This window comes from Pseudomonas sp. ATCC PTA-122608 (assembly GCF_001952855.1).
Taxonomy (GTDB): domain Bacteria; phylum Pseudomonadota; class Gammaproteobacteria; order Pseudomonadales; family Pseudomonadaceae; genus Aquipseudomonas.
This window is the reverse complement of sequence record NZ_LPNO01000013.1, coordinates 113,662-127,349: the sequence shown is the minus strand read 5'-3', so window position 1 is coordinate 127,349 and position 13,688 is coordinate 113,662. Positions and strand designations below refer to the sequence as shown.

The 13,688-nt window shown below is 59.8% G+C and carries 15 protein-coding genes; 2 read left to right on the top strand and 13 right to left on the bottom strand.

The window, feature by feature from the left end; translation table 11 throughout:
• Positions 1-38: 38 nt before the first annotated feature.
• From AU074_RS13305 to AU074_RS13255, 11 genes are all read right to left on the bottom strand, one after another.
• On the bottom strand, positions 39-380 hold the full coding sequence (locus AU074_RS13305; RefSeq protein ID WP_003193463.1) for a ribonuclease E inhibitor RraB: 342 nt from the start codon (positions 378-380) through the stop codon (positions 39-41).
• 213 nt (positions 381-593) lie between these two features.
• Complete coding sequence (locus AU074_RS13300; RefSeq protein ID WP_076015104.1) at positions 594-854, bottom strand: hypothetical protein; 261 nt, start codon at positions 852-854, stop codon at positions 594-596.
• A gap of 79 nt (positions 855-933) precedes the next feature.
• Complete coding sequence (locus tag AU074_RS13295) at positions 934-1,539, bottom strand: START domain-containing protein (protein WP_076015103.1); 606 nt, start codon at positions 1,537-1,539, stop codon at positions 934-936.
• Positions 1,540-1,583: 44 nt separating this feature from the next.
• Positions 1,584-1,838 (bottom strand): YkgJ family cysteine cluster protein, encoded by a 255-nt coding sequence (locus tag AU074_RS13290; protein ID WP_076015102.1) that lies wholly within the window; start codon positions 1,836-1,838, stop codon positions 1,584-1,586.
• A gap of 162 nt (positions 1,839-2,000) precedes the next feature.
• Complete coding sequence (locus AU074_RS13285; protein ID WP_076015101.1) at positions 2,001-2,501, bottom strand: translation initiation factor 2; 501 nt, start codon at positions 2,499-2,501, stop codon at positions 2,001-2,003.
• A gap of 104 nt (positions 2,502-2,605) precedes the next feature.
• The gene (locus AU074_RS13280; RefSeq protein WP_076015100.1) at positions 2,606-4,045 is read right to left on the bottom strand and encodes a PLP-dependent aminotransferase family protein; all 1,440 of its coding nucleotides are present in this window, start codon (positions 4,043-4,045) and stop codon (positions 2,606-2,608) included.
• 313 nt (positions 4,046-4,358) lie between these two features.
• On the bottom strand, positions 4,359-5,171 hold the full coding sequence (locus AU074_RS13275) for an OmpA family protein (RefSeq protein WP_076015099.1): 813 nt from the start codon (positions 5,169-5,171) through the stop codon (positions 4,359-4,361).
• Positions 5,168-5,530, bottom strand: a complete 363-nt coding sequence (locus AU074_RS13270; RefSeq protein ID WP_076015098.1) for a DUF4398 domain-containing protein — start codon at positions 5,528-5,530, stop codon at positions 5,168-5,170. The genes AU074_RS13275 and AU074_RS13270 overlap by 4 nt, the downstream gene beginning before the upstream one ends.
• 9 nt (positions 5,531-5,539) lie before the next feature.
• The gene (locus AU074_RS13265; RefSeq protein ID WP_076015097.1) at positions 5,540-6,355 is read right to left on the bottom strand and encodes an ABC transporter substrate-binding protein; all 816 of its coding nucleotides are present in this window, start codon (positions 6,353-6,355) and stop codon (positions 5,540-5,542) included.
• Positions 6,356-6,438: 83 nt separating this feature from the next.
• On the bottom strand, positions 6,439-7,368 hold the full coding sequence (locus AU074_RS13260; protein WP_004371223.1) for an electron transfer flavoprotein subunit alpha/FixB family protein: 930 nt from the start codon (positions 7,366-7,368) through the stop codon (positions 6,439-6,441).
• A 2-nt stretch (positions 7,369-7,370) separates the two neighbouring features.
• The gene (locus AU074_RS13255; RefSeq protein WP_076015096.1) at positions 7,371-8,120 is read right to left on the bottom strand and encodes an electron transfer flavoprotein subunit beta/FixA family protein; all 750 of its coding nucleotides are present in this window, start codon (positions 8,118-8,120) and stop codon (positions 7,371-7,373) included.
• 554 nt (positions 8,121-8,674) lie between these two features.
• On the opposite strand from AU074_RS13255, the gene AU074_RS13250 reads away from it, so the two are divergent.
• Entirely contained in the window at positions 8,675-10,339 is a 1,665-nt protein-coding gene (locus AU074_RS13250; protein ID WP_076015095.1) for an electron transfer flavoprotein-ubiquinone oxidoreductase, read from the top strand.
• Between the two features lie 195 nt (positions 10,340-10,534).
• Here AU074_RS13250 and AU074_RS13245 read toward each other — a convergent pair whose 3' ends face one another.
• Positions 10,535-11,425 (bottom strand): AraC family transcriptional regulator, encoded by an 891-nt coding sequence (locus AU074_RS13245; protein ID WP_004371227.1) that lies wholly within the window; start codon positions 11,423-11,425, stop codon positions 10,535-10,537.
• Positions 11,426-11,606: 181 nt separating this feature from the next.
• Between AU074_RS13245 and AU074_RS13240 the strand changes: the two genes are divergently transcribed.
• Positions 11,607-12,659 (top strand): NAD(P)-dependent alcohol dehydrogenase, encoded by a 1,053-nt coding sequence (locus AU074_RS13240; RefSeq protein ID WP_076015094.1) that lies wholly within the window; start codon positions 11,607-11,609, stop codon positions 12,657-12,659.
• Between the two features lie 109 nt (positions 12,660-12,768).
• Here the strand turns inward: AU074_RS13240 and AU074_RS13235 are convergent, their stop codons facing one another.
• The gene (locus AU074_RS13235; protein ID WP_076015093.1) at positions 12,769-13,572 is read right to left on the bottom strand and encodes an IclR family transcriptional regulator; all 804 of its coding nucleotides are present in this window, start codon (positions 13,570-13,572) and stop codon (positions 12,769-12,771) included.
• Positions 13,573-13,688: the final 116 nt, after the last annotated feature.

The window sequence follows — 13,688 nt, the reverse complement described above, 5'->3', positions numbered from 1 at the left end:
CAAAGGTCAGCCGATACGCTGTGTTATTGCTCATGCCGCTACATGGGTAACCCACGCACCTCCTGTTTGACGCCCCATCCCTCAATGATCCCGCCCAAGGGCTCGACCACCGCCTCAAAGTCCTGCTCGAAGTCTCCTATGCCGTCGTAGGTGGCGAACATGATTTTGCTCAGTTCCAGGTACCAGGCGCCGTCATCCCGCGCGCTGACCTGGGCATTCAGGGATTCCCCACGAAACCGACCCGCAGCCCGGCGCGCACGTTCCTCATCCGGGAATATGGCGTAGAACTCGATGGGGTGGAAACGTGAGAAGTCAAAGCCGCCCTCTTTCATGCGGCGCAACACGTTGGTGCTGATGTCTTCTTGATAGGCTGTGCTCATGAAACGTCCTCCTCAAACCGATGGATAGACTTTCCGTGCTTCCCAAGGCCCGCGCTGTAACGGCGCGGGTGTTACGGCAATGACGTCGCCGCTGGGAGACAAGCATGTAGCTGACAAGACCAGACCTTAGCGATTCATTCGCTGATCTCGATTGCAGAGTAACGCGAAGCTTTCAGCTCCACCAGAGTCTGTTTAAGGGCGTACAGGAAATGTTCAGGCGGCGGGGTCGACCTTGAGGTCTTTAATGCTGTTTTGATCTTTCAGGATCTTCACCGTCGGTTCGGCGATCCGCCCTTCGAGATCGTTGAGATCCAATTCCTTCAGCACCGGAGACACGCGGGCGCGAACCAGGCGCGCAGCCTCTTCAAGGGTCGGTTTTTGCTCACATTCGAATTGCTCGACTACCGACTCACCATGATCATCAGTGAAGGAAACGTTCCACTTTGGCATCAGTGCCTCCTCGATAAAACCCAAGAGTGGGCTTACCTCTATCTGGACCTTGAGGGCTTGGAGATCGTTCCACTCAAGGCAGGAGGCAACTGATCAGCTGCAGTTATTTTTCAGCGTGTTCTTTCAAAGCTTTCAAGGTGTTGAACGGTGCGTCCACCACAAACTTGTTGGCCAACCACGACGGCACGCTGCCACCTGGCTCGGTGTGCACCTGGTAGGTCACTTCGGTCAGGTTGTCGCCTTTAGGTACCAGCTTCCAATAACCGTCAACCTGGGCTACGCGCACATAGCCTTTGACTTCGGGCTGGTAAGTCGGCACTTCCAATAGCTTGCGGGTCACGCTGCCGTCAGCGGCCTTGGTGGTGGTGATTTCCAGGATCGAGTCACGGTCGGTGACCGGGAACGGCGCCTTGAACTGGGTGTAGGTCCAGCTCTTGTCACCTTCTTGCTTAAGCAGTTTTTGCGATTTGCATTCGTGGATCCAGGAACAGGCCCCGGCCACGTCTTCCTGCAACGCCTGGATCTTGGCCAGCGGCGCCTTGATGGTAGTCACACCGCGATAAGCCTTGTATTTGGAGCCGGCAATTTCACTCAACGACACTTTGATGCCGTCTTCATCCTTGGCAGTCTGCCAGTCTTCAGCCTGCGCTGCGGCAGCAAACATCACGGTAAAACCGCACAACACAGCAATTCGTTTCAGTGAACCCATGGTCTTATTCCTTATTGTTGAAGTTCAGTACTTTGAACAGCCCACTAAGCCGCGGTCATCTGTTCCCACCAGCCGATCAACTTGATCGCTTCTGCCTGGCTGTTGCCACAGACCTCGATATCCGCCTGGAACGAACTGCACACCGCCGGCCGCTCTGGCTGACCAAACAACTGGCACAGTTGTTCGACCGAAAGATGCAGGCAGCGTTCGCCCGCCGGTTTGCCGGCAGGCATTCCCGGTAGCGGAGAACTGATGGATGGGGCAATGCAGCAAGCGCCACAGCCTTCACGGCATTTCATGACGAACAGATCCTCGACAACTCAGTGTTGATAGCCACGTAAGACTACGCCCTTAAACAGACGTTTTAAATTGGCTTAACAGGGGATTTTCACCGAAAACAAAAGTGACTGACCAGTCTGCGACAGAAGGTCAGGAGTGCGCGTCACTTTTACTCGTCGGGTTTATTGCTTGAATTCAAAATCCAGCGCCGCACCTTCTACTTCGCGGCGTTCTTCGTTGCGCAATTGCAACTGCATTTCATTGCTGAGCAGGCGCCCGTTGATCTGGAACGCGCTGTTATCCGTGGGCTTCTCGGCAAACATCGGCGGCAGCAGCGGCACGTTCTTTGGCTGCGGCATGGTGCCGAGGGGTTGCAGATGCCGGACCATATTGGACGGCAGGCTCAAATCCAGCTCTGCCGGCGGCAACTTAGTTTTGGCCACTTCGTGGGCCGATTTTGATTTGCTGGCGATAGGCGCACGTTTTTTAGTAGGCGCGGCTTTCTTTGCCGGAGCTTTCTTTGCCACCGGTGCCTTCTTTACGGGAGCGGCTTTTTTTGCTGTTACTTTTTGCTGGGTGCTGGCCGCAGGCGCCGTTTCACTGGCAGGAGCCGCCAGGACGGCGCCAGCGTTCCCCAGGCTTAACAGACAGACCAGCAGCGCAGCAGGAAAGGTATAAGTCATATCGCCAGCAGCATTAACGGCAGAAGGCCATATGCTCGCTTGTTGAGGACGGTATGACAAGCATGGTAATTAGCCAGCTACCCTTCGTGTCCCCTTTCCACGCCTCATAAACCCGCTGCAGTCTCCTGGCATAACTGGCTTGCCAGCATGCCAAGGGTCATCAGCGCGCGCTCGGCCTCGCGGTTCCACGGCGTGCCGCAGTTCAGGCGAATACAGTGGTTGAACTGTTCCGTATTACTGAAGATCAGCCCCGGTGCAATGCTGATGCCCTGCTGCAATGCGCGCACGTGCAGTTCCTGGGTATTGACCCGTCCCGGCAAACTGACCCACAGGATAAAGCCGCCTGTCGGCCGGGTCATCTGGGTGCCTTCGGGGAAATATTGCTGCACGGCCAGCTGGAAGGCGCTGAGGTTCTTGCGGTATTCCTGGCGGATATAGCGCAAATGCCGGTCGTAACCGCCGTTTTCCAGGTACGCCGCCGTGCCCATCTGGGTCACGCTGCAGGCCGAATGGGTGCTGAACATCTGCAGGCGCTGGATTTCCTGCTGGTACTTGCCGGCAATCATCCAGCCGATGCGGATGCCCGGTGACAAGGTCTTGGAGAAACTCGAGCAATAGATGACCCGGTCCAGGCGGTCGTAGGCTTTGAGCGCCTTGGTGCGGCCCAGTTCGAACATCAGTTCGCCGTAGATATCGTCTTCCACCACTTGGATGTCGAAATCCGAGGCCAGGCGCAGCAACTGTTTCTGCCGCTCTTCGGGCATGGTGCCGCCCAGGGGATTGCTCAGGCGCGTGGTCAGCACCAGAGCCTTGATCGACCATTGGTTGGCGGCCAGTTGCAGGGCTTCCAGGCTCATGCCGGTAGCCGGGTCGCTGGGGATTTCGATGACCTTCAGGCCGAGCAAATCCGCCAGTTGCAGCAAGCCGTAGTACGTCGGCGACTCGGCTGCGATCAAGTCGCCGGGACGGGTCAGGACCCGTAGCGACATTTGCAATGCGTCGACACACCCGTGGGTGATCACCACTTCGGACGGATCGACCACCACCCCGGCATCCCGCATACGGATTGCCACTTGGCGCCGCAGCGGTTCAAAACCCGGGCTGAACATGTAGCTGAACGCCCGCGGGCTCTGGAAGCGCGTGACCTTGGCCAGTTGCTGATGCAACGCACGCACCGGCAGGTAGTCGACACTCGGCACGGCAGCACCCAGCGGGAACACACCTTCGCGGCGGGATTCGACCAACACCTGTTGAATGATGCTGCTGCGGGTGACCAACCCTGGACGCTCGACCCGGGCGATGTCCGGCGTCGGCGCGGTGAGCGCAGGTGTCTGGTGCACGTAATACCCGGACTGCGGCCGCGCGCGAATCAAACCCTGGTCTTCCAGGTTCGCGTAGGCCTGCAACACGGTGGCGTGGCTGACGTTGAGCTGGGAGCTCATTTTGCGCACCGAAGGCACGCGCTCGCCCGGTTGATAGACACCGCGGCGGATATCCTCAGCCAGTTGCTGGGCGATACGTTGGTAGAGCAACAGATTGGTCATGACGCAGCACTCGATTTCACGGGTATTTTATTTTTGTGTGAAACATACCGGCACAGTTTAGAAGTGTACGGGGACAGTTGCCACAATAGTCGAGCGCGGGCGGCAGTGATAGAAAAAACTGTAAGGGTCGCTAACTGAATCGCGGGCACAAAAAACCCGATCACTGATCGGGCTTTTGTGGGAGCTGTCGAGCTTCAGCGAGGCTGCGATGCAGGCACTGAGGTCTCGCAGGTTCACCGAGGCGATCCTATCGCAGCCTCGCTGGGGCTCGACAGCTCCCACAGGAATCACCCCTTCACCTTGAGCAACAGGTTTAGCGAGCAGCGCCCAGCTGGCCTTTCTCGTCGGAGAACACAATCTCTACCCGACGGTTCTGCGCCCGACCACGCTCCGAAGCGTTGACGTCAACCGGGTACTGATCGCCGTAGCCTTCGACCTGGATGCGTTTTTCATCAATGCCCAGGTCGCTCAGCAGATCCGCCACCGCTTGGGCGCGGTCCCGGGACAGTTTGAGGTTTTCCTGCTCGCCACCGGTATTGTCAGTGTAACCCTCGATGCGCACCACGCGCTTGGGGTTCAACTGCAGGAACTGTACGACTTTGAGCACCGTGCGGTTGGCCGAGTTTTGCAGCTCTGCCTCGCCAGTGTCGAACAGCACGTCACCCAGCGTCATCACCAACCCGCGATCAGGCTGGACGGTGGTCAGGCTGGAAATCTGCGCCTCAATCCATTTGCCCTGTTGCTGCACGCTGGCCAGCTTGGCTTCACGCAGGGCCAGCTGCAGACGCTGGCGTTCCAGCTCCAGCTTGACCCCGCGCTCCTGGTTAAGTGCCTGCTCGGTGTGTTCCCGGGCGATCGCGCTGTAGCGCTGGCTCAGGTAGGCGTAATGCGCCACATCGGCGCCGCTGCCCCAGAAGCTGGAGAAACGGTCGGCACGGGCCAGGGACTCACCCGCGCGAATCACATCCTTGGGCGCGATACGCAGCACATTCGAGTCTTCCTTGACCTTCTGGAAGTCACTGCTCGCCTGTTGCAAGGCGAGGTTACTGTCGGGATGGGTCGCGCAACCACCGAGCGCACTGCCCAGCAACACCACACAGCTCAACCCACGAATCAACGGGCTCATTGGGCGTCTCCCAACTGCAACTGCTTGCGCAGGCGGGTGATACGGGTGTTGAGCACGTTCAGTTGCTCCTGGCTTTTGCGGGTCAGCACCCGGGCTTCCGCCAGGCGGGCGTCCAGCTCGGCTTCTTCAGCCTGCATGCGGGCGTCCTTGTAGGATTCATCGGCCATGTCGGCCTTGGCCTGGGTGAACTTGCCTTCAGCCAGCTTCAGCTCGGGCGAGTCATCGGCCACGGCGCCCACGGCATTGGCTTGCTCCAGGGCTTGCTGGGTCAGGCGCATTTGTTCATTCGGCGCAGGATCGGCTGCACATCCCGCCAAAGCTACAACGGCGAGGGCCGCGAAAAGAGGTCGAATAGTCACTGAAAATCCCTACTTTGTTGGGGTGCCGACGGGTTGCTGCAACTGCGCTTTCCAGCGCTCGAGATTGCTCTGCAGCGCGGTTTCCGCCAGACCGGACGCGGGCAATTCTGTCATCTTTTTGGCGAGCTGTCCGCGCAACCACGGATCGTTGCAGGCGGAGTTGTGGGAAATCGCCAGGTACAGGCCCGGTTGGTCGATGGGTATTTCCCGCGCCACCAGGTCGTTGCTCATGCCCAGGGTCTGGGCCATGGCCATGCCGGAATACCGTCCGGCGAGTACGTAGTCCACTTCCCCCAGCAGCAGTTTCTGGAACGCCGGGGTCAGGCTGGGCAAGCGTTGCAAGGTCAGTTGCTCGGCAGCCAAGGTTTCAAAGTCGCGGCTCAGGCGTGCCCTTTCCGACACCGCGCCCTTGTGGCCATGCAGGTCGCCGGGCTGTTTATATTCCAGGGTCGAATCCTTGCGGGTCCAGACCAGGTAATCGGTTTGCACCAATGCCGGGTGGATGTAATCGAAGGCGTCCAAGGCGTCGAGGGTCAACGGTGCGTCGGCGAGGATGTCCATGCGCCCACTGCGCACTTCGTCCAGAGCCACGGAGCGCTTGCCGCCGTACAGCAGGTCGATTTTCACCCCGATGTCTTTGGCCACTTGCTGCAACATGTCGGCGGTGGCGCCGATCAAGTGCGTGGGGTCTTGGGGATCACGCCACAGATAAGGCGGTGCGTCCGGGCTGCCGGTGATCACTAGGCGATCACATTTGCCAGCCGCCAGCGACACCGTCGGCAGCAGTGACAGGGCCAGCAGTACAGTCCAGGGACGCAATTCCATGGCAGGGTTCTCCCATTCAAAAATTACCGGGCAAAAAAAAGCCCGGTCAAAAGACCGGGCTCTTTATAAGTGAAGCGGCTGGATTAGACCAGCTTCTCCAACTCGGGTACGGCTTCGAACAAGTCTGCCACCAGGCCATAATCAGCCACCTGGAAGATCGGCGCTTCTTCGTCCTTGTTGATCGCAACGATCACCTTGGAGTCTTTCATACCGGCCAAATGCTGGATCGCGCCGGAGATACCGACGGCGATGTACAGCTGTGGCGCAACGATTTTGCCGGTCTGGCCGACCTGCATGTCGTTCGGTACAAAACCTGCGTCGACGGCAGCGCGGGAAGCGCCGACCGCAGCGCCCAGCTTGTCAGCCAGGGCGTACAGGTGCTTGAAGTTGTCACCGTTCTGCATGCCACGACCGCCGGAAACGACGATCTTGGCAGCGGTCAGTTCCGGACGATCGGACTTGGCCAGCTCTTCGCCTACGAAGCTGGAAGTGCCAGCGTCGTGAGCAGCAGCGACAGCTTCAACCGCAGCCGAACCACCTTCAGCAGCAACCGGGTCGAAACCGGTGGCACGCACGGTGATGACTTTAACCGAGGCAGTGGACTGCACAGTAGCGATGGCGTTACCGGCATAGATCGGACGCTTGAAGGTGTCGGCGCTTTCAACCGAAACGATCTCGGAGATCTGGTCAACGTCCAGCTGCGCGGCAACGCGCGGCAGGATGTTTTTGCCGTTGGAAGTGGCGGCAGCCAGGATGTGGCTGTAACCAGCGCCCAGCTCTGCAACCAGCGGGGCAACGTTTTCCGGCAACTGGTGAGCGTAGGCTGCGTTGTCGGCAACCAGTACTTTGCTCACGCCAGCGATTTTGGCAGCGGCCTCAGCCACGGCACCAACGTTTTGGCCAGCGACCAGGACGTGGATATCACCACCGATTTTGGCGGCGGCGGCGACAGTGTTCAGGGTGGCCGGAGCCACGACCTTGTTGTCGTGTTCTGCGATTACCAAGATAGTCATGGTTAGATTACCTTCGCTTCGTTTTTCAGTTTCTCGACCAGTTCAGCCACCGACTTGACCTTGATGCCCGCGCTGCGTGCAGCCGGCGCTTCGACTTTGACGGTCTTGTTGGTGGAGGCGGTGGAAACGCCCAAAGCGTCCGGAGTCAGCACTTCGAGAGGCTTCTTCTTGGCTTTCATGATGTTTGGCAGGGACGCGTAGCGCGGCTCGTTCAAACGCAGGTCGGTGGTGACGATGGCCGGCAGTTTCAGGGAAACGGTTTGCGCGCCGCCGTCGATTTCGCGGGTCACGGCAACGTTGTCGCCGCTGACTTCGACTTTCGAGGCGAAGGTGCCCTGGCCGTAACCGGTCAGTGCAGCCAGCATCTGGCCAGTCTGGTTGTTGTCGCTGTCGATGGCTTGTTTGCCGAGGATCACCAGCGATGGCTGTTCCTTGTCGACAACAGCTTTCAACAACTTGGCAACGGCCAGGGAAGTCAGCTCTTCAGCGGATTCGACGAGGATGGCGCGATCGGCACCCAGCGCCAGGGCCGTACGCAGCTGCTCTTGAGCAGTGGTCGGACCGATGGAAACGACGACGATTTCAGTCGCAACGCCTTTCTCTTTCAGGCGTACGGCTTCTTCCACGGCGATTTCGCAGAAAGGGTTCATCGACATCTTGACGTTAGCGAGATCGACGCCGGAATTGTCCGCCTTGACGCGAACTTTCACGTTGTAATCGACAACGCGTTTGACAGCTACAAGAACCTTCATGGATTCCTCGTTACTCTCCGGTGAAAAGAAAGTCGCCTAGGCGAACCTGGCGGTTTGATGCTCATCGGCACACAAGGGCACCTCCAAAAACACCGGCAATCGTCGGCGGGGGACCTTGCTCACGGGAGTGATGACCGTTCGTCAGCGGTGACTGAGAGGTCATTCATTATCGTGGCGTGTAAACTGCGCGCCATCGTGGCTCGCGCGTCACCCTTATTTGCCTTCAGCCTGTTTTTCGAGGTGGCCTTGAAACCCACAGTCTGCCTACGGGATGCGCAAAACCGACCGTATATTGACCGGAACGCCTATTCCGGTCAATACGGCAAAATGGTCAGTTATAAGCCGCGTTGCTTTGATTTACCTAGCTTGCGGGCAATTCAAACAAACGTTTGTATTGGACGCTGAGAGTGGTGTAGATATAATGCGCCACCTAGAGAGAAAGGTGGGTCGTCCCCTGCCCCTTGCATGAGATTTGTGCAGGCATTGTGGGACGGACTACCGAACCTCCACCCATTAGAAAAAAAAGCCGTTGAGCCTTGAGTAGGAGATAGCCTGTGGAACGCGAATACATGGAATTCGACGTGGTCATCGTCGGCGCTGGCCCGGCAGGCCTGTCTGCCGCCTGCCGATTGAAGCAGAAGGCCGCCGAAGCCGGTAAGGAAATCAGCGTCTGCGTGGTCGAAAAAGGCTCCGAAGTCGGCGCTCACATCCTGTCCGGTGCCGTGTTTGAACCCCGTGCCCTGAACGAATTGTTCCCGGACTGGAAAGAACTCGGTGCACCGCTCAACACCCCTGTTGTGCGTGATGACATCTATGTACTGCGCTCCAGCGAAGCGGCCACCAAGGTGCCTGACTTCTTTGTGCCCAAGACCATGCACAACGAAGGCAACTACATTATCTCCCTGGGCAACCTGTGCCGTTGGCTCGCCCAGCAGGCCGAGAACCTGGGCGTGGAAGTCTACCCGGGCTTCGCCGCCCAGGAAGCACTGTTCGACGAAAACGGCGTGGTGCGCGGGATCATCACCGGTGACCTCGGCGTCGACCGTGAAGGCCAGCCAAAAGAAGGCGTCTACACCCCGGGCATGGAACTGCGTGGCAAGTACACGCTGTTCGCCGAAGGTTGCCGTGGCCACATCGGCAAGCAACTGATCCAGCGCTTCAACCTGGACAGCGACGCCGACGCCCAGCACTACGGCATCGGCCTGAAAGAAATCTGGGAAATCGACCCGGCCAAACATCAGCCTGGCCTGGTGGTGCACACTGCCGGTTGGCCGCTGGACATCATGAGCAACGAGAACACCGGCGGCTCGTTCCTCTATCACCTGGAAAACAACCAAGTGGTGGTCGGCCTGATCGTCGACCTGTCCTACAGCAACACTTTCCTGTCGCCGTTCGACGAGTTCCAGCGCCTCAAGCATCACCCGGTGCTGGCCCAGTACCTGGAAGGCGGCAAGCGCATCAGCTACGGCGCACGCGCGCTGGCCAAAGGTGGCATCAACTCGCTGCCTAAAATGGTATTCAAGGGTGGCGCCTTGATCGGCTGCGACCTGGGCACCATGAACGTGGCCAAGATCAAGGGCAGCCACACCGCCATGAAGTCGGGCATGCTCGCCGCTGACGCCGTGGCCGAGCGCCTGTTCGCCGAATCCGAAGGCGGCGACGAGTTGACCAACTACGTCGACAGCTTCAAGAACAGCTGGCTCTACGAAGAGCTGTTCGCCAGCCGCAACTTCGGCCCGGCGATGCACAAGTTCGGCCCGATCCTGGGTGCCGGCTTCAACTGGTTCGACCAGAACATCCTCGGCGGCAAAATGCCGTTCACCCTGCACGACACCAAGCCGGACTACGCCTGCCTCAAGCTGGCCAAGGACAGCAAGAAAATCGACTACCCGAAACCCGACGGCAAGCTGAGCTTCGACAAGCTGAGCTCGGTGTTCATCTCCGGTACCAACCACGAAGAAGAACAGCCTTGCCACCTGAAGCTGAAAGACCCGAGCATCCCGATCGGCACCAACCTGCCGCTCTACGATGAACCGGCGCAGCGCTACTGCCCGGCCGGCGTGTATGAAGTGATCACCAAGGAAGACGGCGAGAAGCGCTTCCAGATCAACGCCCAGAACTGCGTGCACTGCAAGACCTGTGACATCAAGGACCCTTCGCAGAACATCACCTGGGTGACACCGGAAGGTGCGGGCGGGCCGACTTACCCGAACATGTAAGGCATTGGCTTGAAAAACGAGGCTCCCAAATGGGGGCCTTTTTTTGTGGCCCGGAAAAAGACCAGTCGGCTCGGACAAATGTGGGAGCGGGCTTGCTCGCGAATGCGGTGGTTCAGCCAAAACATCTGTGACTGACACACCGCATTCGCGAGCAAGCCCGCTCCCACATTTTTGACCGCGTTGTGCCTGGGAGAGTTATGCCGCTCGCTCATCCCCAGGGCTGCGCTCGAAGTAGCGCTTGTACTCCCGGCTGAACTGCGACGTACTCTGATAGCCCACACTGTGGGCCGCCTGCGCCACACCCATACCCTCCACCAACAGCAACTGCTGCGCCTTGAGCAGCCGCAGACGCTTGAGGTACTGCACCGGCGACAACAGCGTGCAACGCTTGAAGTGTTCGTGGAACGTCGACGCGCTCATGTGCGCATAACCCGCCAAGGTCTCGATATTCAGTGGCTCGGCGTAATGGGCATGCAGGTGGTTCAACGAGGTCGCCACCCGGGAAAACTGCCCTTGCTGCTCCACCAGCGCCCGCAACACATCCGCCTGAGGCCCCCGCAACGCGGTGAACAATAATTCCCGCACCCGCGCCGGGCCCATGATCCGACTCTCCAGCGGATCGTGCAGGCACTGCAACAGCCGTTCGACACAGCCGCGCATGGCGTCATCCAGCACAACCGAGCTCATCGACTCCAACGTCTGCGCCGCTGGCGGTGGCCCGGACTGGATCCCCATCGCCATCACCAACTCACCCAGCACCACCCGGTCAATGCCCACCGTCACGCCTAACAGCGGCGCATTCGGCATGGCAAAGGTCTCGCATTCGAACGGCACCGGCATCGCCTGGATCAGGTAATGCCCGGCGCCATATTCCAGGGTTCGCGGGCCCAAATACGCGACCTTGCTGCCCTGGGCGACGATCATCAGGCTCGGTTCATAAATCTGTGGGCCCCGCGCCACATCGCAACTGGCGCGCAATACCTGCACGCCTGGCAAGTTCGTGGGCGAGAAACCATCACGGGGTGTCAGCGGTTCGATCAGGGCAACCAACGCGGCATTGGCGTCGACATGGCGGGTCAACAACATGGCAAAAACTTCGCGAAAAAGGGGATGACACCATCATCGCAGGTCTGGCGCCACAGTAATCCAATCCAGGGGCACTCCCGGACGAATAGGCATGAGACTCGGAGCAATCGCCATGGCCGCCCCAAGGCACGGCGAGGAGAATGCGCCACCTCACCTGTTACTGCACCTGCGAGGTTTCTCCATGTACACCGCCATCGGTTATGCCGCTCAATCGGCCACCACTCCCCTCGCCCCCATGTCCTTCGAACGCCGCAGCCCGCGCGCCGATGACGTGGCGATCGAAATCCTCTACTGCGGCGTTTGCCACTCCGACATCCACCAGGCACGCAACGAATGGGGCATTGCCGTGTACCCGCTGATGCCGGGCCACGAGATCGTCGGTAAAGTCACCGCCGTCGGCGCCAGCGTGACCGCGCACAAAGTCGGTGACCTGGTGGGTGTTGGCTGCATGGTCGACTCCTGCCGTCACTGCGACGCCTGCCACGCCGACCTCGAGCAATACTGCCTCGAAGGCCCGACCATGACCTACGCCACCCCGGATCGGGTCGATGGCAGCAACACCATGGGCGGCTACTCCGACAGCATCGTGGTCAGCGAGCACTTCGTGGTGAAGATCCCGGCCAAGCTCGACCTGGCCAGCGCCGCGCCGATCCTCTGCGCCGGTATCACCACCTATTCGCCGCTCAAGCACTATGGCGTGAAGGCTGGCGACAAGGTTGGGGTTCTGGGCATGGGCGGTTTGGGCCACATGGGCATCAAGTTCGCCAAGGCCATGGGCGCCGAAGTGACGTTGTTCACCCGCTCCGCGAGCAAGGCTGAAGAAGGCCGTCGCCAGGGCGCCGATCACGTGATCGTGTCCACCGACGAAGCGCAGATGAAAGCCGCTGCCGGGCATTTCGACTTCCTGCTGGACACCATTCCGGTGCAGCACGACTTGAACCCCTACCTCGATGTGCTGCGCTTTGACGGCGTGCACATCCTGGTAGGTTTGATCGAGCCGGTCGACCCGCCCGTCAATGCCGCCAAGCTGGTGATGGGCCGCAAGGTACTGGCCGGTTCGTTGATCGGTGGGATTGCCGAAACCCAGGAAGTCCTGGATTTCTGTGCCGAGCACGGCATCACCTGCGACATCGAGATGCTCGACATCCGCCACATCAACGAAGCCTACACCCGCATGATTGCCGGGGATGTGAAGTACCGCTTCGTGATCGACATGGCGACCCTGAAGGCCTGACAGATTGCCCCCCGTAGCAGCTGTCGAGCCTTGGCGAGGCTGCGTTCGCGGTGTACCTGATACACCGCAGACGCAGCCTCGCTGGGGCTCGACAGCTGCTACGGGAAGATCAGGCCTTCGCGCCCAACTCCGCTGACAGCCGCGCTGCGACCTGTTTGATCACAGGGATCAGCTCGGCCATTTTCTCCAGCGGCATGTAGGGCACGGTACTGGCGATGCTGATGCCGGCGACGATTCGCCGGCTGGCATCGCGCACCGGTGCCGCGACACAACGGATCGACGGTTCGTTGTCTTCCAGATCAAACGCATAACCGCCCGCCACGTATTCCTGCATGCGCTGTTCAAACTGCGCCCAGGATTGCTCGGGGTGCTGCGGCCACTGCAAGTTTTTCCCGCCTGTTGGCAAGCTGACCTGATACAGGCGCTGCCACTCTTCCACCGTGTCATCCAGCAACAACGCCTTGCCGATCCCGGTACGCGCCAGCGGCATGCGATGGCCTACGCGCGAGCGCATTTCCGGGCCATTGCGGCCAGGGTTCTTGTGCAGGTACAGCACATCATCGAATTCGCGGATCGCCAGGTGGATGGTGTCGCCGGTCAGCGCCGACAACTCGTCCAGGTACGGCACCGCCAGGCTCACCAGCGGTAATTCCTCGCGCGCCTGAAAACCCAACTCGATCAACTTGGGCCCCAGCAGGTAGCCGACTTGCGGCACCACGCGCAGGTAGCGCTCTTCCACCAGGCAACTGGCCAGGCGGTGAGTGGTGCTGCGGGTGGTGCCGATGCGCTTGGCAATCTCCTTGAGATCCCGCGCGCCGGCCGCCACCGCCTGCACCACGCCCAGGCCACGGAGCAGGGTTTGAGTGCCGGTGGGGGCGGCGTCTTTGACGGGAGTGTGGGCGTTTTCCTGCATATCGGGCCTATTGGGAAGTACGAAAACGGCGAGCATTATGGGCGGTCACGCCTGTTGTGGCGAGGGAGCTTGCTCCCGCTGGGGCGCGAAGCGGCCCTGAAACAGACGACCGCATT